The sequence below is a fragment of the Streptomyces sp. NPDC051677 genome (assembly GCF_044453465.1).
Classification (GTDB): Bacteria; Actinomycetota; Actinomycetes; order Streptomycetales; family Streptomycetaceae; genus Streptomyces.
The window spans coordinates 1-18,704 of sequence record NZ_JBITCT010000052.1; the positions used below are offsets into that span (position 1 = coordinate 1).

At 71.9% G+C, this 18,704-nt stretch carries 13 protein-coding genes, 2 tRNA genes, 3 pseudogenes and 1 riboswitch; of the genes and pseudogenes, 6 read left to right on the forward strand and 12 right to left on the reverse strand.

Translation table 11 applies throughout. From position 1 onward, the window contains the following. Nucleotides 1-319: 319 nt before the first annotated feature. A complete protein-coding gene (locus ACIBAF_RS40285; protein ID WP_399470202.1) occupies nt 320-2,440 on the reverse strand; it encodes an asparagine synthase-related protein in 2,121 nt (706 codons plus the stop codon). Between the two features lie 705 nt (nt 2,441-3,145). Between ACIBAF_RS40285 and ACIBAF_RS40290 the strand changes: the two genes are divergently transcribed. The 4 genes from ACIBAF_RS40290 (at nt 3,146) to ACIBAF_RS40305 (ending at nt 8,422) form a co-directional block, all read left to right on the forward strand. Further along, nucleotides 3,146-4,570: an MFS transporter gene (locus tag ACIBAF_RS40290; protein ID WP_079661354.1), complete on the forward strand. Its 1,425-nt coding sequence runs from the start codon at nt 3,146-3,148 to the stop codon at nt 4,568-4,570. Between the two features lie 123 nt (nt 4,571-4,693). After that, complete coding sequence (lhgO, locus tag ACIBAF_RS40295; protein WP_399470206.1) at nt 4,694-5,902, forward strand: L-2-hydroxyglutarate oxidase; 1,209 nt, start codon at nt 4,694-4,696, stop codon at nt 5,900-5,902. Nucleotides 5,903-5,997: 95 nt separating this feature from the next. Continuing rightward, nucleotides 5,998-6,849: a tRNA (guanosine(46)-N7)-methyltransferase TrmB gene (gene trmB / locus ACIBAF_RS40300; RefSeq protein WP_399470208.1), complete on the forward strand. Its 852-nt coding sequence runs from the start codon at nt 5,998-6,000 to the stop codon at nt 6,847-6,849. Nucleotides 6,850-6,907: 58 nt separating this feature from the next. After that, complete coding sequence (locus ACIBAF_RS40305) at nt 6,908-8,422, forward strand: PrsW family glutamic-type intramembrane protease (protein WP_399470210.1); 1,515 nt, start codon at nt 6,908-6,910, stop codon at nt 8,420-8,422. 69 nt (nt 8,423-8,491) lie between these two features. On the opposite strand, the gene ACIBAF_RS40310 is transcribed toward ACIBAF_RS40305, so the two are convergent. From ACIBAF_RS40310 to ACIBAF_RS40325, 4 genes are all read right to left on the reverse strand, one after another. Next, a complete protein-coding gene (locus ACIBAF_RS40310; protein ID WP_399470212.1) occupies nt 8,492-9,436 on the reverse strand; it encodes an aldo/keto reductase in 945 nt (314 codons plus the stop codon). A gap of 147 nt (nt 9,437-9,583) precedes the next feature. Then, nucleotides 9,584-10,621 carry a M23 family metallopeptidase gene (locus tag ACIBAF_RS40315; RefSeq protein ID WP_399470214.1) on the reverse strand — a complete coding sequence of 346 codons (1,038 nt, stop codon included), beginning with the start codon at nt 10,619-10,621 and terminating at the stop codon, nt 9,584-9,586. 7 nt (nt 10,622-10,628) lie between these two features. Continuing rightward, a riboswitch (cyclic di-AMP (ydaO/yuaA leader) is annotated at nt 10,629-10,797 on the reverse strand. 278 nt (nt 10,798-11,075) lie between these two features. Continuing rightward, nucleotides 11,076-11,149 (reverse strand) — tRNA-Met (locus ACIBAF_RS40320). An 83-nt stretch (nt 11,150-11,232) separates the two neighbouring features. Further along, complete coding sequence (locus ACIBAF_RS40325; RefSeq protein ID WP_399470216.1) at nt 11,233-12,360, reverse strand: dihydrofolate reductase family protein; 1,128 nt, start codon at nt 12,358-12,360, stop codon at nt 11,233-11,235. Between the two features lie 95 nt (nt 12,361-12,455). Here ACIBAF_RS40325 and ACIBAF_RS40330 point away from each other — a divergent pair. Beyond that, nucleotides 12,456-12,968: pseudogene (locus ACIBAF_RS40330) on the forward strand (MarR family winged helix-turn-helix transcriptional regulator); the annotation flags it as partial. Nucleotides 12,969-13,252: 284 nt separating this feature from the next. Next, complete coding sequence (ribA, locus tag ACIBAF_RS40335; protein ID WP_399470219.1) at nt 13,253-13,894, forward strand: GTP cyclohydrolase II; 642 nt, start codon at nt 13,253-13,255, stop codon at nt 13,892-13,894. Nucleotides 13,895-13,927: 33 nt separating this feature from the next. Here the strand turns inward: ribA and ACIBAF_RS40340 are convergent, their stop codons facing one another. From ACIBAF_RS40340 to ACIBAF_RS40370, 7 genes and pseudogenes are all read right to left on the reverse strand, one after another. Further along, nucleotides 13,928-14,596, reverse strand: a complete 669-nt coding sequence (locus ACIBAF_RS40340) for an NUDIX domain-containing protein (protein WP_399470221.1) — start codon at nt 14,594-14,596, stop codon at nt 13,928-13,930. Next, nucleotides 14,593-14,973, reverse strand: a complete 381-nt coding sequence (locus ACIBAF_RS40345; protein ID WP_399470223.1) for a DUF4406 domain-containing protein — start codon at nt 14,971-14,973, stop codon at nt 14,593-14,595. The genes ACIBAF_RS40340 and ACIBAF_RS40345 overlap by 4 nt, the downstream gene beginning before the upstream one ends. Before the next feature lie 16 nt (nt 14,974-14,989). Then, nucleotides 14,990-15,784, reverse strand: coding sequence for a DeoR/GlpR family DNA-binding transcription regulator (locus ACIBAF_RS40350; protein WP_399470225.1), 795 nt, complete (start codon nt 15,782-15,784; stop codon nt 14,990-14,992). 163 nt (nt 15,785-15,947) lie between these two features. After that, a tRNA-Lys gene (locus ACIBAF_RS40355) sits at nt 15,948-16,020 on the reverse strand. A gap of 100 nt (nt 16,021-16,120) precedes the next feature. Further along, complete coding sequence (locus tag ACIBAF_RS40360; protein WP_399470227.1) at nt 16,121-17,668, reverse strand: amino acid permease; 1,548 nt, start codon at nt 17,666-17,668, stop codon at nt 16,121-16,123. An 81-nt stretch (nt 17,669-17,749) separates the two neighbouring features. After that, nucleotides 17,750-18,019 (reverse strand): annotated as a pseudogene (locus ACIBAF_RS40365) (LamG-like jellyroll fold domain-containing protein); the annotation flags it as partial. A 69-nt stretch (nt 18,020-18,088) separates the two neighbouring features. Beyond that, nucleotides 18,089-18,704, reverse strand: a pseudogene (locus tag ACIBAF_RS40370) (RNA helicase); the annotation flags it as partial.

The following is an 18,704-nucleotide window of genomic DNA, read 5'->3' on the forward strand; positions in this document are numbered from 1 at the left end:
GACGGACGTCGAGCTCGCCGCATAACCCCAGCAACCCCGAACCACACCAAACCCGTCAGGGGCGCCTTGACGGAAGACATAGAGGCACCCCCCCCAGGTAGGCACAACCGGGTCCGTTTCGCGTGCCCCGGTGGGCGCCCGCGATCGACGCCCCAGGTAGGCACAACCGAGTCCGTTTCGCGTGCCCCCGGGGTGACGGTTGAGGGGGTGGGGGGCGCAGGCCGGCGCTGCGGGGTGGCGCTGCGGGCACCCGTGCGCCCATCCGTGCCGCCCAAGCGGCATGGGTGCCCGCAGTTGTGCGGGGAGCGGTGGCGCGCGCTCAGCCGCCGGAGGAGACCGCTCGTCTCTGGGGGGCGATTCCTGCCGGTACCGCGCGTGCGCGGGCGGGGGTCCCCGTCCAGCAGGTTCCTCTGCGGGACAGGAGGCGGCGGAGCCAGAGTTCGAGGGAGATCAGGTCGGCGAGGCCGTCCAGGGGGAGGGGTTCGCCTGCCGCGGCGGCCCTGAGGGCCTTGCGGACGACTCTCGCCTCGATCAGTCCCGCTTCCGCGAGCAGGGGGGCCTCGAAGAGGGTGAGGAGGGGGTCCATGGCCATGCGCAGGCCTGCCCGGGCCGCCGCGGTGACCGGGGCCTGGGAGGGGGCGCCCCAGCCGGGCGGGAGGTCGGTGACGCCGGCGCCCTTCAGGACGGTGCGCAGGATCGCGGCGCGCGCCCCTGGTTGCACGCGCAGGGTCTCGGGAAGCGCGCGGCACGCGCGGACGACCTGGTTGTCGAGGAACGGAGCGTGCAGTCGCTGGGAGCGGATCTCGACGGCCTGCTCCAGGACACGCAGGTCCATGGCATGACGCGTGAGGGCGGCACGCGCGCGGTAGTCGCCCGGGCGTTGGCCGGGGCCGACTCCGGACCGGTGCGCGGCGCCCTGCAGGCGAACCGATACTTCAGCCAGCGCCTCACCCGTCAGCCAGCGCGCTGCCGGGCCCGCTCCGCCCCAGGTGAGGGCGGCCAGGGACGCCCCAACGGCGCCTCCGGGGTCGTCGAAGCTGAAGCTGCGGTGCAGGAGGCGTTCTGCCAGGCCCTCCACGCCCGCGCGGTAGGACGTACGGGCCAGGCGGCGGGCCGCGCCGTACACGCGCGCGGGGACGAGCACCGATCCGTCGGCCTTCGTCAACGCCGCGACGGGGCGTACCAGGTGGCGGCGCTTGCGGTCCATCAGCAGGTCGGCGAGGCGGGCCGGGTGGGCATCCAGGACCTGGCGGGCGCCGTAGCCCGTGAAGTGGTCCGCGCTGCCCGCTGCGAGACGCGCGCGGTGGCGGGCGGCCGTGACCAGGCTGGCGCCGGGTTCGTCGGTCAGCGGGCCGTCCAGGTCCGCGTACGGCAGGGCCTCCTCGCTGCCGGCCACCACGACGTGGTGCAGGCGCGGGTTGGCCGCGAGGGCGCCGGCCCGTTCCAGTTCGGCCTCGCGGCCGCCGACGGCCAGGTCGTTGAAGGTGACGGCCAGCAGCCGCTCCCCCGCGCCCGTGCCGTGTCCGAGCAGTGTGCCGGGCATGCCGGGCAGGCCGGCCGCCAGAAGCGCCAGCGTGCCGGAGGCCGGGCCGCCGGAGAGGTCGGCGCCGATGCCCGGAACGGGCATCCCGCGCGCGGCGCGCCGTTCGGCGGGTCCCATGCCGGGCACCGGGCCGGGGTCGATGTCCGGGACGTGCCGGGGCGCGGACAGACGCGCGCGTACCGCCTCGATGAGCGCGTCGCGCACCCCCTCGACCGCGCTGTCCGGGTCGGTCGGGGCCGCCGCCACGGCGAGGGAGGCGACCGGCTCGTATCCGGCGACCTCGCGCGCCCCGGCGCGCAGGATCAACGCATGCCCCGGCGGAACGCGTCGCACGCCGTCGTACGGGGTGGAGTCGTGTAGGGCGGCCGGTACGTCGGGGGCGGCGAGCAGCGCCGCCAGGTGGCCGAAGTCGAGGTTGGCCTCGATGAGGTCGGCCAGCGGCAGCGCGGCCGTCGCGTAAGCCGTGCCGCCCGCCCACGGGGTGTGGAACACGGGGCGCGCGCCCGCGAGATCGCCGCAGACGGTGACGCGCCGGCCGACCTGGACGATCGCCGTGTAGCTGCCCGACCAGGCCGTCAGATGGCGAAGTGCCCCTCCGCGCGCGGCGAACAGTCCGACGCGCAGCTGTTCGTCGCTCGCCCCGCACGTGCCGAGGACCGCGATCCGGGTCTGGGCGTCGGCCTGCACCACCCGCACCTCGTCGGGGCGCCAGTCGCCGACCGCCCACAGCGGATCGGGGTCGCCCCATAGGAGTTGGGAGCCGACCGGGTGCAAGGTCTCACCGTCGTAGCCGACTTGGCCCCCGTACGCCGCACCGTCGTCCTGGCGCCCGTCGTAGCCCACGGCTCCGCCCAGCGCACCCGCGGCGATGCTGCTCCATCCCACCAACCACCGCATCGACGCCTCCACAGGCTGTGGACAACCGAGTGCACCGTACGAACGGTTCACATGCTGCCACGAAGAACGCGCTGCAGAAGGAGGCGACGCCGCTTGCGATCCGGGGAGTGCGCCCGCCTGAAGGCGTCGGCGCCGGCTGCGGCGTCCGCGCGCACCCTGGTGTCCACGACCTGAATGCGCCCCCGGTACGCTCCCCCAGGACGCTCTGTGCGCCCTGGATTTCCATGGTCGGAGGCGTTGTCACCCAGGGAACAGAGGGTCGATTTTCGGCCAAATCCCCGGCGTGCGTCCGGCGTTGACGACGTCCAGCGCAGGCTCCGCACACGCTCCGTGCACGCGCGCGTGCCGTGAAAGGCTCGCGCCGGTCCGGGAGACGGAGTTCGCCCCCCGGACCGTTCCACCGCCCGCGGGGATGAAGGCGGCGGTGTCCCCCAGCCCACTGGATCCAGTACAGCGGGCCGACCCACGCAGGAGCCATGGAACCGCTCCCGTGATGGCCGGAGAAGAGCGCACGGCCGGGCGCACGGCCACACAGCGGGAGCACGCCGCGACGATCCGTACCTGCACCCGCACTTTCGTACGGACCACAATCCCGCCAACCGGAAGAATGCCCCTTAACGCTTGGGATGCGGCGAACTACGCTGGGTTTACGAATGCCGCATGGTTATGCCAGCGCGGCAGCCGTCTGTGTCGAGGGGTGGCGCAATGTCCAGGGAGCAACGCGGGCCGAACGAAAAACTCGGCGCCGTTCTCGCCCTCGCGGGAATCAGCAACGCAGGACTCGCGCGACGCGTCAACGATCTTGGCGCTCAACGCGGGTTGACTCTTCGCTACGACAAGACGTCCGTGGCGCGCTGGGTCTCGAAGGGCATGGTGCCGCAGGGCGCCGCGCCGCACCTCATCGCGGCCGCCATCGGACAGAAGCTGGGCCGCCCGGTCCCGCTCCATGAGATAGGACTGGCGGACGCCGACCCCGCGCCCGAAGTGGGCCTCGCCTTCCCCAGGGACGTCAACCAGGCGGTGCGCTCGGCCACCGACCTCTACCGCCTCGACCTCGCAGGCCGCCGGGCCGGCTCCGGAGGCATCTGGCAGTCGCTGGCCGGATCATTCGCAGTAAGCGCATACGCAACGCCCGCCTCACGCTGGCTGATAACCCCGGCCGACAGTTCGGTGGCGCGGGACGTACACCTTCTGGAGGGGTCCGGCGCACCGCTCAAAGTCGGCCACAGCGATGTGCAGAAACTGCGGGAGGCCGCCGAGGACGCCAGACGCTGGGACTCCAAGTACGGAGGCGGCGACTGGCGTTCGTCCATGGTCCCGGAGTGCCTGCGGGTGGAGGCGGCGCCGCTGCTGCTCGGCTCGTACTCCGACGAAGTCGGCCGCGCCCTGTTCGGGGCCAGCGCCGAACTGACCCGGCTGGCCGGGTGGATGGCCTTCGACACCGGTCAGCAGGAGGCCGCACAGCGGTACTACATCCAGGCGCTGCGGCTGGCCCGCGCGGCGGCGGACGTCCCCCTCGGGGGGTATGTGCTGGCCTCCATGTCCCTCCAGGCGACCTACCGCGGCTTCGGCGACGAGGGCGTCGACCTCGCGCAGGCCGCCCTGGAGCGCAACCGGGGGCTGGCGACGGCCCGCACCATGAGTTTCTTCCGGCTCGTCGAGGCACGCGCGCACGCACGCGCGGGGGACGCGCAGGCCGCCGGGGCCGCCCTCAAGGCCGCCGAGAGCTGGCTGGAGCGGGCGCGGGACGGCGATCACGACCCGTCCTGGCTCGGCTTCTACTCCTACGACCGGTTCGCCGCCGACGCGGCGGAGTGCTACCGCGATCTGAAGGCGCCGCGTCAGGTGCGGCGCTTCACCGAGCAGGCGCTCTCTCAGCCGACGGAGGAGTTCGTGCGGTCGCACGGATTACGGCTCGTCGTGTCCGCGGTGGCCGAGCTGGAGTCGGGGAATCTCGACGCCGCGTGTGAGCAGGGGGTCCGGGCGGTGGAAGTCGCCGGACGGATCTCTTCCGCGCGGACGACGGAGTATGTGAAGGATCTTCTGCACCGGCTGGAGCCCTACGGCGACGAGCCGCGCGTGGTGGAGCTGCGGGAGCGGGCCCGGCCGTTGCTGATGACGCCGGCTTAGGCTGTTTCCTTCCCCTCTGCCCGGTTCCGGTGGTTTCAGGATTGTGGGCGCGTCGTGCCCGCCCCCGGGTTTGAAGGCGTTGTCAGTGGCGCAGTGCACTATCGGAGGCGGGAGGTGGTGCACGTGTCGGGGATCGCTTATGACTGTGACGTGCTCGTGGTCGGCGGCGGGATCGTCGGGCTGTCCACGGCGTATGCGATCACGCGTGCCGCGCCGGGCACACGGGTGACGGTGCTGGAGAAGGAACCGGGAGTGGCCCGGCACCAGACGGGGCGCAACAGCGGCGTCATCCACAGCGGGATCTACTACCGGCCGGGGTCGCTCAAGGCCCGGTACGCGGTGCGCGGCGCGGCGGAGATGACGAAGTTCTGCGCGGAGTACGGCATCGCCCACTCCGTCACCGGCAAGCTGATCGTCGCCACGGAGCGCGAGGAGCTGCCCCGGCTGCACGCGCTCGTGCAGCGCGGCCGGGAGAACGGCATTCCGGTGCGGGAGCTGGGCGCCGCCCAGATCGCGGAGTACGAGCCCGAGGTGCGCGGCCTCGCCGCCATACACGTGCGCACGACCGGGATCTGCGACTACACGGCCGTGGCACGGCAACTGGGCCAGGCGTCCGGGGCGGAGATCCGCTACGGCGCCCGGGTCGTGCGGGTCGACCGGCGGCCGGAGCGCGGGGTGGCGGTGCTCACCGAGCGCGGGGACGTCGTCCGGGGGCGGGTGCTGGTGAACTGCGCCGGGCTGCGCTGCGACGAGGTCGCCCAGTTGACGGGCGACGAGCCCGAGGTGCGGATCGTGCCGTTCCGCGGCGAGTACTACGAGCTGGCGCGCCCGGAGCTGGTGCGCGGACTGGTGTATCCGGTGCCCGATCCGGCGTTCCCGTTCCTCGGGGTGCATCTGACCAGGGGGATCGACGGGGGCGTGCACATCGGCCCCAATGCCGTGCCGGCGCTGGCCCGGGAGGGGTACGGGTGGGGCGTCGTACGGCCGCGGGAGGCGATGGCGACGGCGGCGTGGCCCGGGGTGTGGCGGATGGGCCGGCGGCACTGGCGGTACGGGGTCGGGGAGCTGCGGCGGTCGGTGTCGAGGAGGGCGTTCGCCGACGCGGTGCGCCGGCTGCTGCCTGCCGTGGAGGACGGGGATCTCATGCGGGCGGAGGCCGGAGTGCGGGCGCAGGCGGTGCTGCGGGACGGCACGCTGGTCGACGACTTCCTGATCCGGGAGGGGCCGCGCGCGGTGCACGTGCTGAACGCGCCCTCGCCCGCGGCCACCGCCTCGCTGCCGATCGGGCGGGAGGTGGCCCGCAGGGCACTCGGAGTGCTGGAGGCGTCGTGAGCGGCGCCGGCGCCGAAGCCTTCACGCGGGCCCCGGCCTCGGCCCCTGCCCAGGCTCACGGCCGCCCGCCCGGTCCCCGTAAAATCGACCTCACTGTGTCTGATTCCGTGAGTACCCCCGAAGTCCCCCAGCCCTCCCCCGGCGGCGAGCACCACCCGGGTGAGTCCGTTCGGCATACCCGTGCCAAGGGGGAGCCCCGGTTCCCCGACGGGCCCAAGGCCGATCCCGCCGGGTCGCACTTCGAGCGGCGCATCCGGAGCTTCCAGCCCCGGCGCAGCCGGGTGACGGCCGGGCAGGCGGACGCCTTGCAGCGGCTGTGGGCCAAGTGGGGACTCGACATCGACGGGCACCCCGTCGACCTCGCCGAGTTGTTCGGCGGCGACCGTCCGGTCGTCCTGGAGATCGGCTTCGGCATGGGCGAGGCGACCGCGCAGATGGCGGCCGCCGACCCGGACACCGACATCCTCGCGGTGGACGTGCACACGCCCGGCCAGGGCAACCTGCTCAACCTCGCCGACCAGAACGGCCTGACCAACGTCCGGGTCGCCAACGGCGACGCGATCATCCTGCTGCGCGAGATGCTGCCGACGGACTCGCTCGACGGGCTGCGCGTCTACTTCCCCGACCCCTGGCCGAAGAAGCGCCACCACAAGCGGCGCCTCATCCAGCCCGCGTTCCTCGACCTCGCCGCGACGCGGCTCAGGCCGGGCGCGCTCGTGCACTGCGCCACGGACTGGGAGCCGTACGCGGAGCAGATGCTGGACGTGCTCACCGCGCACCCCGACTTCGAGAACACCCGGGCCGACGGCGGGTTCGCGCCCCGGCCCGGCTTCCGGCCGCTGACCCGTTTCGAGGGGCAGGGGCTGGACAAGGGGCACGTGGTGAACGATCTGCTCTTCCGCCGCGTACAGCATCGCGTCCGGCCCGGGGATCGCCGACCGGCCTAGGGATCACTGACCGACCGCCCCGTCCACCACAGTCCCCTCCCTCGTTAGGGTCGATGCCGTGGCCATCAGTCCCCCGTTTCCGCCCTACCCGCCGCATCCCCCCGGCGGCGCTCCCGAGGCCGGTGTGCTCAGGCACGCGCACTGGTGGCAGCGCAGGTGGGTGCGTTACGGGGCGCTCATCACGCTGCTCGCGCTGTCCGGGCTGGTCATCGTCGCGCTGGTGCGGGAGCAGACCGGCACCGAGGGGTTCCTCGTCGGGCTCGGGCTCGCGGTGCTGCCCGTGCCGCTGCTCATAGCCGCCTTCCGCTGGCTGGACCGGGTCGAGCCCGGGCCCTGGCGCAACCTGGTGTTCGCCTTCGCCTGGGGTGCGTGCGCGGCGGCGCTGATCGCCATCGTCGCCAACAGCTTCGCCACCCGGTGGATAGCCACCGCGACCGCCGACCCGTCCAGCGCGGACACCCTGGGGGCGACGGTCATAGCGCCGATCGTCGAGGAGTCCGCCAAGGCCGCCGCCGTCCTCCTCGTCTTCCTCTTCCGCAGGCGGGACTTCACCGGGATCGTCGACGGCGTGGTCATCGCCGGCGTCACCGCCACCGGCTTCGCGTTCACCGAGAACATCCTCTACCTCGGCACCGCCTTCGGCACTGACCAGCTCACCGGCGACAGCGGCATCGCCTCCGTCACCGCCGCGACCTTCTTCGTACGCGTCATCATGTCGCCGTTCGCGCACCCCCTGTTCACGGTCCTGACCGGCATCGGCTTCGGCGTCGCGGCGCTCTCCGGGGAACGTCAGCACCTGCGGCGCGTGCTGCTCCCGCTGTCCGGGCTGCTTCTCGCGATGGGCATGCACGCCCTGTGGAACGGCTCCTCGACGTTCGGCGAGTTCGGGTTCTTCGCGGTGTACGCGGCGTTCATGGTGCCCGCGTTCGGACTGCTGACCTGGCTGGTGGTGTGGACGCGCCAACGCGAACTGCGCACCGTACGCGAGGAACTGCCCGCCTACGCGGCCGCCGGCTGGCTCACCCCGGCCGAGCCGTTCGCGCTCGGTTCGATGCGGGCCCGGCGCGTGGCCCGGGTGTACGCGGGCCGCCACCTCGGCAAACCGGCGGCGCGGGAGGTGGCGCGGTACGAGGCGTACGCGACGTCCCTGGCGTTCCTGCGTCACCGCGGTCGGCGGGGGCGGGCGAACGCCGACTTCGTCGTACGGGAGCGGGAGTTGCTGAACGAGCTGTGGCGGCGCAAGGACATCGCCCGGCCCGCGCTGGACCACGCCGCCCGGATAACGGCCCCGCCGGTCCGGGCGACCGCGCCGCCCTGGCCGGTGTACGGGGTGTACGGGTACGGCCAGGGGCCGGTTCAGGCGCCGGGCCAGGGGCAGTGGCCGGGCTACGGGTATCCCGCGGCACACGCGCCGGGCTACGGGTATCCCGCAGCACACATATCGGGCTACGGGTATCCCGCACAGCCACATCCGGGACAGCCGTATCCCGCACAGCCACATCCGGGACAGCCGTATCCCGCACAGCCCTATCCCGCACAGCCCTATCCGGCCTCCAACCCCTACCAGTCGTGACCAGTAGGAGTAAGAGGGGGCAGGAGAGGGCTCAGGAGGAGTACGGGGGAGTAGGGGGGTAGGAGGGGCTCAGGCCGAGGCCTGGGTCAGCCTGGTGACCTCCGCGTCCGTCAGGTGCAGCTCCGCCACCTCCAGCAGCGCCGGCAGCTGCTCGATCGTCCGCGCGGAGGCGATCGGCGCGGCCACCGTGGGCTGCGCCGCGAGCCACGCCAGCGCGACCGTGGCGACCTGGGCGTCGTGGGCCTGTGCGATCTCGTCCAGGGCGGTGAGCACCTTCTGGCCCCGCTCCGTGTCGAGGTGCTTGGCGGCGCCGGCGGCGCGGGCGCTCTCCACCGTCGTACCGGGCCGGTACTTGCCGGTGAGGAAGCCGGAGGCCAGCGCATAGTACGGGACGGCGGCGAGGCCGAAGCGGGCGGCGAGGTCCTGGAGGCCGCCCTCGTAGGTGTCGCGCGAGACCAGGTTGTAGTGGGGCTGGAGGGCGACGTAGCGGGCCAGGCCCTCGCGGTCGGAGAACTCCAGGGACTCCTGGAGGCGTTCGGGGGAGATGTTGGAGGCGGCGATGTGGCGGACCTTGCCGGCCTTCACCAGTTCGTCGAGCGCGCCGACGATCTCCGCGACGGGCACCTCGGTCTTGTCGAAGTGCGTGTAGTAGAGGTCGATGTGGTCGGTGCCGAGGCGGCGCAGGGAGGCGTCGGCGGCGGCCTTGATGTTGGCCGCGGTCAGGCCGGGGAAGTCTGGGTGCTGGCTGACCTTGGTGGCGATGACGATGTCGTCGCGGTTGCCGCGCTTCTTCACCCAGTTGCCGATGATGGTCTCGGACTCACCGCCGGAGTTGCCCTCGACCCACGCCGAGTAGGCGTCGGCGGTGTCGAGGAAGTTGCCGCCGGCGGCCGCGTAGGCGTCGAGGACGGCGAAGGAGGTCGTCTCGTCGGCGGTCCAGCCGAAGACGTTGCCGCCGAGGGAGAGCGGGAAGACCTCGAGGTCGGAGGAGCCGAGCTTGCGAAGAGAAGTCATGCTTCATATCAACGGGCTCGGGCGGCACACCCATTCCATGGGCAACGCAAAGAACGTGTGAACACCCCTGAGGGGGCCGCCCTGAGTGGCCGCCCTGAGGGGTGTTCCGGTCCTACGGGTATGACAGGTGCTCCCCGGAGGGACTGCTCAGGGGTTGAGGCCCTTGTCGCGCAGCCAGGCCATCGGGTCGACGCCGTCGGAGTTGCCGTTGGGGTGGACCTCGAGGTGGAGGTGGGGCCCGGTCACGTTGCCCGTCGCGCCGACGCGGCCGATCACGTCACCGGTGCCGACCTTCTGGCCGACACTGACGCTGATGGAGGACTGGTGGCAGAACCAGAGCTCGGTGCCGTCGTCCAGCGTCAGGATGGTGCGGTAGCCGTAGGAACCGGCCCAGCCCGCCTCCGTGATGGTGCCGCTGTGGACGGCCTTGATGAGCGTGCCGGTGGGAGCGGCGAAGTCCAGGCCCGTGTGGTAGCCGGAGGACCACATGGAGCCGGCCTGACCGAAGGTCGAGGTGATCGTGTACGAGGAGGTCGGCAGCGTGTACTGCTTGGCGAGCTCGGCCAGGCGCGCGGCCTCGGCCTTCTCCGCGGCCTCCGCGGCGGCCTTCGCCTTGACGGCGGCTGCCTTGGCCTTCGCGTCCTGCTCGGCCTTGGCGACGGCGTCGCTCGCGGCCTTGGCTGCGGCGGCCTCGGCGGCGGCCTGGGCCTTGGTCTCGATCTGGGTCTGCTGCGACTCGGCCTGCGCCATGATCCGGCTGCGCAGGGCCTCACCGGCGTCGGAGGCGCTCTGGCTGCTGTCGTCGGCGGTCGTCTCGGAGCCGAAGCTCGACAGGGCCGGCGCGGCGTCCTGGGCGGGCTCGTCGTCGGAGATGAGCGAGCCGACGTTCGGCAGGTCCGGCAGGGAGATGGAGACGGGGGCCTTGCCGGTGTTGGCGCTGGCCATGCCTCCCGCGCTGACGGCGGCTATGACGCCGACGCCGAGGACGGTGGAGCTGCGGGCGAACCCGCCGCCGCGCTGCTTGGCGACACGGTGCTTGCCGCGTACCGGGCGAATGGACTCCGCGGTGGGGTTCCACTCCTCCCAGGGGCCCTCGTCGGTGCGGTAGTCGCCGTAGCCGAAGGTCTCGGTGGACCGCTGGGCGGGCACGAACGGGGCTTCTGGGGCAGGCCGGTTGGACGCCACGCGGGCGTACTCCTTTCCTTCCGTCGCCTACCGGGTTAGCTGACGGGTTCGGAGCGGGAAGGTCTCCTACGCGCGTATACCGGCCGTGGACTCCGCGAGTTCACGGTGGCTTCCGTGCGATTCACCCCAAGGTGGTGGTTCCCCGGTTCCCTTGCGGGATTCGGCAGTGCGCACGGAGCCGACTCTTGTGACGGCTGGGACGACCGCGCTGCGTTATCGAACGTTAATAGACCTGGGGGCCGGTTTCCAAGCTCTTCTGCTTGATCAACAACATTTTCGGCCTGGGACTTTCGACCCATGACCGGTGAAAAACGGGCGAGTTGACGGAAGGGACGTCCAGAAACACAGCGCACGCACAGTAACCAACCAGCCACATGCCCGGGATGGGCGCCGAGGAGTCCCGGATACGCACCGAGGGCCGGAACCCTTTCGGATTCCGGCCCTCGGCCTTCAGTAGCGGGGACAGGATTTGAACCTGCGACCTCTGGGTTATGAGCCCAGCGAGCTACCGAGCTGCTCCACCCCGCGTCGTTGTGACTCCAGTCTACGCTACTTCCGGGGCGCGAAACACCACGGTTTACCGCCGCCCCTGACGCCCCGCCCTCACCGCCTCATTCCAGGTGCCGGTTCGGGGCCTTCGCCCGCGCCTCGAACTCCGCAAGGACGAGGACGTCGACGCCCGCGGCCGTCAGGAGCCCGGTTCCGTCCGCCTCCGTCACGAAGGTGTCGGGCTCGCGCCAGGCGGTGACCACCCGGCGCACGCCCGCGTCGAGGATGAGGCGGGCGCAGGGGGAGGGACGGGAGGAGCGGCGGGCGCAGGGTTCGAGGCTGCTGTACACGGTGGCCGTGGGCAGCCGGGGGTCGGCGGGGTCGAGCTTCGCGAGGGCCGCCTCCTCGGCGTGCACGACCGGGTCGCCGGCCTCGCGGGAGTGACCGCGGGCCAGTTCCGTGCCGTCGGCGGCCACGATCACCGCGCCGACGCTGAATGCGGTCCGCGACGGCGGGCACTGGGCCGCGAGCTCGCAGGCGAGGGCCAGCCAGTGGCGGTCGGCCGCGGCGGCGAGCGGTCCGGCGCCGGGGGCGGTGGGCTGGTAGCGGTTCAGCACGACGTCCTCGATGCGCCGCGTCTCGACCAGGCGCAGCCGTCCGCCCTGGTAGCCGCCCGGCCCGAAGAGGCGGGGCGCGTCCGGGTCGCCCACGAAGAGCGGGGCGACGACGAGCTGGAGTTCGTCGGCGAGGCCCTGCTGGAGCAGCTGGGTGTGGACGGTGCCGCCGCCCTCGACCATGAGACGCCGCACGCCACGCACATCGTGCATATGTTCGAGGAGGCGGCGCCAGTCCAGTTCGGGGCCGAGCGGGACGACGTCCGCGGCGATGCCGAGTGCGCGGGCCCGCTCGGCGCCCTTGTCCGTCGTGCAGACGACCTTCTCGCCGCCCGTGTGCCAGAAGTTCGCCGCGGGATCGAGCTCGCCGGAGCCGCTGACCGTGACCTTGAGGGGGTACGGCGGCCGCCCCTCGGCGACGCGGGCGGCGCGCCGCTCCGGGGAGTTCACGAGGAGCCGGGGGTTGTCCGCGCGGATGGTGCCGGCGCCGATGAGGATGGCGTCGACGGAGGCCCGTACCTCGTCGACGCGGTCGAAGTCGGCGGGGCTGGAGAGGAGCAGGCGCTCGGGGGCAGTGTCGTCCAGGTAGCCGTCGAGGGAGACGGCGGCGGACAGCAGGACGTACGGGTACGGCATCGACGCGCTCCCCGGTGGCGTGGGCGGAGGTGGGTTGTTGACGTGGGTTGACGTGGGCCCTTGGTTCAACTTTGAAACAAACCTACACTGGTCGCATGACGACTCGCTGGCTCACCCCCGAGGAGCAACGCGCCTGGCGCGCATACGTCGCCGGTTACCTCCTCGTCGAGGACGCGATCGACCGGCAGCTCCAGCAGGAGGCCGGCATGCCTCACCTGTACTACTCCATCCTCGCCAACCTCTCCGAGACACCGGAGCGGCGCCTGCGGATGACCGAGCTCGCGGAGCAGCTGAAGATCACCCGCAGCAGGCTGACGTATGCGGTGACCCGCCTGGAGAAGGACGGGCTGCTGCGGCGCGAGGACTGCAGCTGGGACAAGCGCGGGAGTGTCGCGGTCCTGACGGACCAGGGCATGGCGGTCCTGGAGAAGACGGCGCCCGGGCATGTCGACACCGTCCGCGCCTCCGTCTTCGCCCGCCTCACCCCTGAACAGGTGGGGCAGCTGGAGGAGATCTTCACGCAGGTCGTACGGGGGTTCCAGGGCGACGACAGCAACGAGGCCGCGCCCGAGGACCTTCCGTGGCGCCGACGGTCGTCGCCGTGCTCCGGGAGCACCGGGGTCTTCGAGGGCTCCGACGCGTCCGGGGGCCACGAGGCGTCCGAGGACTCTGAGGCGCCCGGGAGCCCGCAGGCGCCCGGGAGTTTCCAGGCATCCGGGAGCCCCCAGGCACCCTGAGCCTCCGAGGCGTCCGGGGGCTCATGAGCCGCATCACAATTCGGTTGCTTCAAATTTAAAGCATAGGGTAGGGTCTCGATTCGTCGGAACTGCTTCAAATCTGAAGCAGACACTGACCGTGTGCCACCGTTCACCACCGGACCCGGGAGACCCGCATGCCCGACACCCCCGCCGCCACCCAGCGCGCCCGCGTCCGGGTACCGCTTCGCTTCCACGACGGCTACTCCGTCGACGCCGAACTGGTCACCTTCCACGGCCTCGCCGACGGCCAGGAGCACGTCGCCGTCGTCCTCGGCGAGCCGGCGCCCGGCGCCACCCCGCTGGTCCGGCTGCACTCCGAGTGCCTGACCGGCGACGTCTTCGGCTCCGCGCGGTGCGACTGCGGGCCGCAGCTGCGCGAGGCGGTCGAGCGCATAGCCGCGACGGGCGGCGTCCTGCTCTACCTGCGCCAGGAGGGCCGCGGCATCGGCCTCTACAACAAGCTCGACGCGTACGCCCTCCAGGACCAGGGCCTGGACACCTACGAGGCGAACGCCGCGCTCGGCCTGCCCGAGGACGGCCGCGACTACACGGCCGCCGCCCAGATGCTGCGCGCCCTCGGCATCACGGGCCTGGACCTCCTGTCCAACAACCCCGACAAGGCCGACCAGCTGCGGGAACTGGGCATCGACGTCCAGGACCGGGTCCCGACGGGCGTCTTCACGACCCCGCACAACGTCCGCTACCTGCGGGCGAAGGTCCTGCAGACCCAGCACACCCTGCCGCTGGGGGACCTCACGGGGCTGAACGTCGGCTGAGCCGCTGAGCCAGAGCCGATCCCGGACCGGGCGTCAGCGACCCCGAGCGGGCCCGAACGGGCCGTCCAGCGCTGCCCATTGGAGCAGCATGATGGTCTTCGCGTCCGCGATCGCACCCGTGCGGACGAGGTCGAGCGCCTCGCCGAAGGGGACTTCGACGACGGTGATGTCCTCGCCCTCGGCCGCCACGCCCGCCGTGTCGACGCCGGGGGCGGAGGCGTCGTAGGGGGCGGCGAAGAAGCTGAGCCGCTCCGTGACCGAGCCGGGGCTCATGAACGCGTCGAACACGTGCTCTACGTCCTGGACCGCGCGCCCCGTCTCCTCCGCGGCCTCCCGACGGATCGCCTCCTGCGGATCGTCGCCGTCCAGGAGCCCGGCGGCGGTCTCCAGCAGCATGCCGTCGGGGTGCCCGTTGACGTATGCGGGCAGCCGGAACTGACGGGTCAGCAGGACCGTGCGCCGGTCGGGGTCGTAGAGCAGGATCGTCGCGCCGTCGCCCCGGTCGTAGGTCTCACGCCGCTCGCGGCTGACGTGGCCGTCGCTGTGCCGGTAGTCGAAGGTGGTGCGGCGCAGGACGGACCAGTCGCAGGCGAGGACCTCGACGTCGAGGATGCGGACCCGGTCGTTGCCGGCGAGGTCGCGTCCCTGACGGTCGAGTCCGGTACGGCCGCGGGGGTCGGGGGTGTCGATGCCGGCGGTCATGCGGGGCTCCCTGCGGGGGTCGGGACGTCGGCGAGGTCGGCGTAGATCTGCTTGCCGCGGGCGCGGGCCCGCTCGACCATGCGGTCGGCGCCCTGCGAGGGCCCGCCGATGCGCAGCACCGCGTCGCAGCGGTCCAGCAGGCGTTCGGCGACGGGGTGGAAGAGCTCGTCGAAGAGGGGGCTTCCGGGGGCCGTGTCGCCGCCCGCCGTCTCCAGCAGGGGCAGCGCGAGCGCCTCTCCGGTGACGGGCAGGTGCCCGGCGCGGAACAGTGCGAGCGCGACCTCGTTCATGGCCCGCACGTTGTCCGCGAGCTTGCCGGGATCGTCACCGGTACCCGACCGGTACGGTCCGGCGACCAGGATCATCAGCGGTGTCATATACGTCTGCGTCTCCTCAGCTGAGGCGGGTCTCGACACCGGACTCGCGCAGGGCGTCCAGGGTCGGGGGACCGCCTGGGTGGGTGGCGGGGTCGGCCGCGGCGGCGTCGGTGACGAAGGTGTGCACGGCGTCGAGCGGAGCGACCTGGCTGAACGCGCGCACGCCCAGCTTGGTCGCGTCGGCGACGGCGAGCGTACGGGCGGCCTGACCGAGTCCCGCCTGCTTGACGGCCGCGTCCTCCAGGGAGAACTCCGACCAGCCGTGCACGGCGTGCACCCCGCCGATCGACATCACGAACACGTCGAAGGCCAGGGACTCCAGGGTGCGCAGGGCCAACGGCCCGACGAGGGACCGCTCACCGGGACGCGAGCGACCGCCGACCACCACCAGCTCGATGCCGGGCCGGTCGGCCAGCCGCAGCGCCGCCTGCAGACTGAGCACCGCGACGGTCAACGGGCCCCGCGCCGCGAGGTGTTCGGCCACGTGCACGGTCGTGGTCCCGGCGTCCAGCAGCACCCGCGACCCCGGCTCGACCAGCGCGGCGACGGCCGCGCCCAGCCGGTCCTTCGTCGCCGCCTGCCACGCCTGCCGCGCCTCGAAGCCACCGCCCTCCGCACGCGGCCGCCCAGGAACGGCACCGCCGTGCACCCGCCGCACCAGCCCCTGCCGCTCCAGCGCGTCCAGATCCCTGCGCACGGTCATCTCGGAGACCCCGAGCCGCTGAGCGAGCTCGGCCACGGAGATCCGCTGCCCGGGGTCCTGCCCCTGAACGAGGCGCAGGGTCAGGTCGAGACGGTCGGCGACATCCATGCGAGCATTTCTACCATGCCGATGAGCGAACGAACATCAGATTGTTCGAATGGGCGGGTGGCGGTGGCCGCTCGGGCCCGAAAACACAGCAGCGCCTGAGCCGACCGAAGCCGTCTCAGGCGCTGCATAGCAGGTCAGAGGGTGTTTCCTCCCCCGCCGCCGGTAGGCCCTGTGGGACTCGAACCCACAACCAATGGATTAAAAGTCCACTGCTCTGCCAATTGAGCTAAGGGCCCAGGCGATGTTGCCTCCCCGAGCATAGCCGGACGCGGCCGTGTCTCCGATCGGGTATCGGTGACACGGCCGAGCCGATGCGCGCGGAAGGGCGAAGATCGGTCACAGATCCTTCGGCCGGGGGCCGTTCGGACCGGCCCCGGCCCTCGCCGCCTCCCTCGCGGCAGTGCGTTCGTGGTCGGGGTTGAGGAACCAGTGGCGGGCCGAGACCTGCCACCACACCCCCGCGAAGCCCAGGACGACGAGGACGGCGACCGGGGCGTAGTTGAAGGTCTCCCAGGTGACCGGGGAGACCTGCGGCAGCATGAACAGGACGGTGATCACGGCCACCCACGCAATCGACACCACGCCGACGGCCTTCGACCAACGGCCCAGGTGCCATGGCCCGCGCTGGAAGGCCTCGCCCTTACGGACGCGCAGCAGCGTCGGGATGACGTAGGCGATGTAGAGGCCGATGACGGCGATGGAGGTGACGGCCGCGTACGCCGTCACGTTGATCAGGTACGGCAGGCCCAGCAGCAGCGCGCCGACGGCCGCGAGCCAGACCGCCGCGACGGGGGTACGGGTGCGCGGGCTGACCGTATGCCACAGGCGGGAGTACGGCAGCGCCCCGTCACGCGAGAACGCGTAGATCATGCGGCTGTTGGCCGTCACCGACGCCATCCCGCAGAACAGCTGGGCGCCGATCACGACCAGCAACAGCAGCTTGCCGGCGGTCGCGCCGAGCGCGTCGAGCAGGATCTGGGCGGGCGGCGCGCCGGTCGGCGAGGTGAGGGCGGCGTCGTAGGACTGGATGGCGTACGTGAAGCCGAGCAGCAGGACGAAGCCGGCGATCCACGACGTCCAGATGGACCGCACGATCCCCTTCGGGCCGGCCGTCGACGCGTCGTGCGTCTCCTCCGTCATGTGGGCGGACGCGTCGTAGCCGGTGAAGGTGTACTGGGCCATCAGCAGGCCCAGCAGCACGACGTACACCCCGCTGCCCCAGCCGGTGTTGTTGACGAACTCGCCGAACACGAAGGACGTCGACTGGTGGGTGTCGGGGACGAACGCCAGCGCACCGACGATGACGCCCACGCCCAGCACGTGCCACCACACGCTCACGCTGTTCAGCAACGCGACGATCCGCACCCCGAAGGTGTTCAGCAGGCCGTGCAGCACCAGGATGGCCGCGAAGAGCAGGACCGTCCGGCCCGGGGTCACCTCGAAGTCGAACTGGAGGTTCAGATAGGCGCCGAGGAAGGACGCGGCGCCGAAGTCGATGCCGGCGGTCACCGCGACCTGACCCAGCACGTTGAACCAGCCCGTGAACCAGGCCCAGGCCGCGGCCGATCGCGGGGGCGCCAGCCGGTGCGCCCAGAAGTACAGGCCCGCGGAGGTCGGATACGCCGAGCAGATCTCGGCCATCGACAGGCCCACGAACAGCGTCATCAGGCCGACGGCCACCCAGCCCCAGGTGATCACCGCCGGTCCGCCCGTGTTCATGCCGAACAGGTACAACGTCAGACAGCCCGACAGGACCGAGATGATCGTGAAGGAGACCGCGTAGTTGGAGAACGCCGACATGCGGCGGGCAAGAACCTGCGTGTAACCGAGCTGGGCCAGCCGCTCTTCGTCCGACAGCCCACTCACCATGGCGTCATCTGTCATGCCCCCAGCAATTCCCTCACCGGGGGCGTGACACACGTCACAACGTGGCCGAAACCCGACCGTGACCCGGACGACCCGTCCTCACTCGACCTGCCCCTTGATGAGCGGGAGATCCCCGTCCGAGACCGCCCCCTCGTATACCCGCACGTCATCGACGGCACCGTGCAGATACCCGCCCCAGCCGCCGTCCGCCGTCAGTCCCCGGCCCACCTGCAGACCGCTCGTGGCCGACCAGGCGGAGGTGTAAGGCGCCCGGGCCGCTGTCTCGCCGTCCACATACAGCCTGACCTCGTTCGCCGCGTTGTCATAGGCCAGAGCCACAGAGTGGTCCCACTGTGTCCCCGTGCACGCCGAAGGGCCCGTACGACCGGAGTCGTACGGGCCCTTCTCGGTATCTCAGTCTTGCCGGGTCAGTCGGTGTCAGCCGTTGCGCTTCCAGCGCGGCTTGTCGTCGCGGCGGCCGTGGGCGCCGGTGCTGGGGCCGGTGCCACGGTGGTCGTCGCGGCGGCCGTACGGGCGGTCGTGGCCGGCGGAGCGGAAGCCCGGGCGGTCGCCCTGGCGGTCACGGTTGAACGGGCGGTCGCTGCCACGGTGCCCACCGCGCTCGTCACGGCGGAAGCCGCCGCGGTCGTCACGACGCTCGAAGGAACGGCCACCGCGGTCGTCACGGTTGTCGCGGTTGAAGCCGCCACCCCGGTTGTCACGGTCACGGTCGCGGTTGAAGCCACCGCGGTCGTCACGACGCTCGAACGAACGGCCACCGCGGTCGTCCCGGCGGTCGTCACGACGGTCGAAGGAACGGCCGCCGCGGTCGTCACGGTTGTCGCGGTTGAAGCCGCCACCCCGGTTGTCACGGTCACGGTCGCGGTTGAAGCCGCCCCGGTCGTCACGACGCTCGAACGAACGGCCACCGCGGTCGTCCCGACGGTCGTCACGACGCTCGAAGGAACGGCCGCCGCGGTCGTCACGGTTGTCGCGGTTGAAGCCGCCACCCCGGTTGTCACGGTCACGGTCGCGGTTGAAGCCGCCCCGGTCG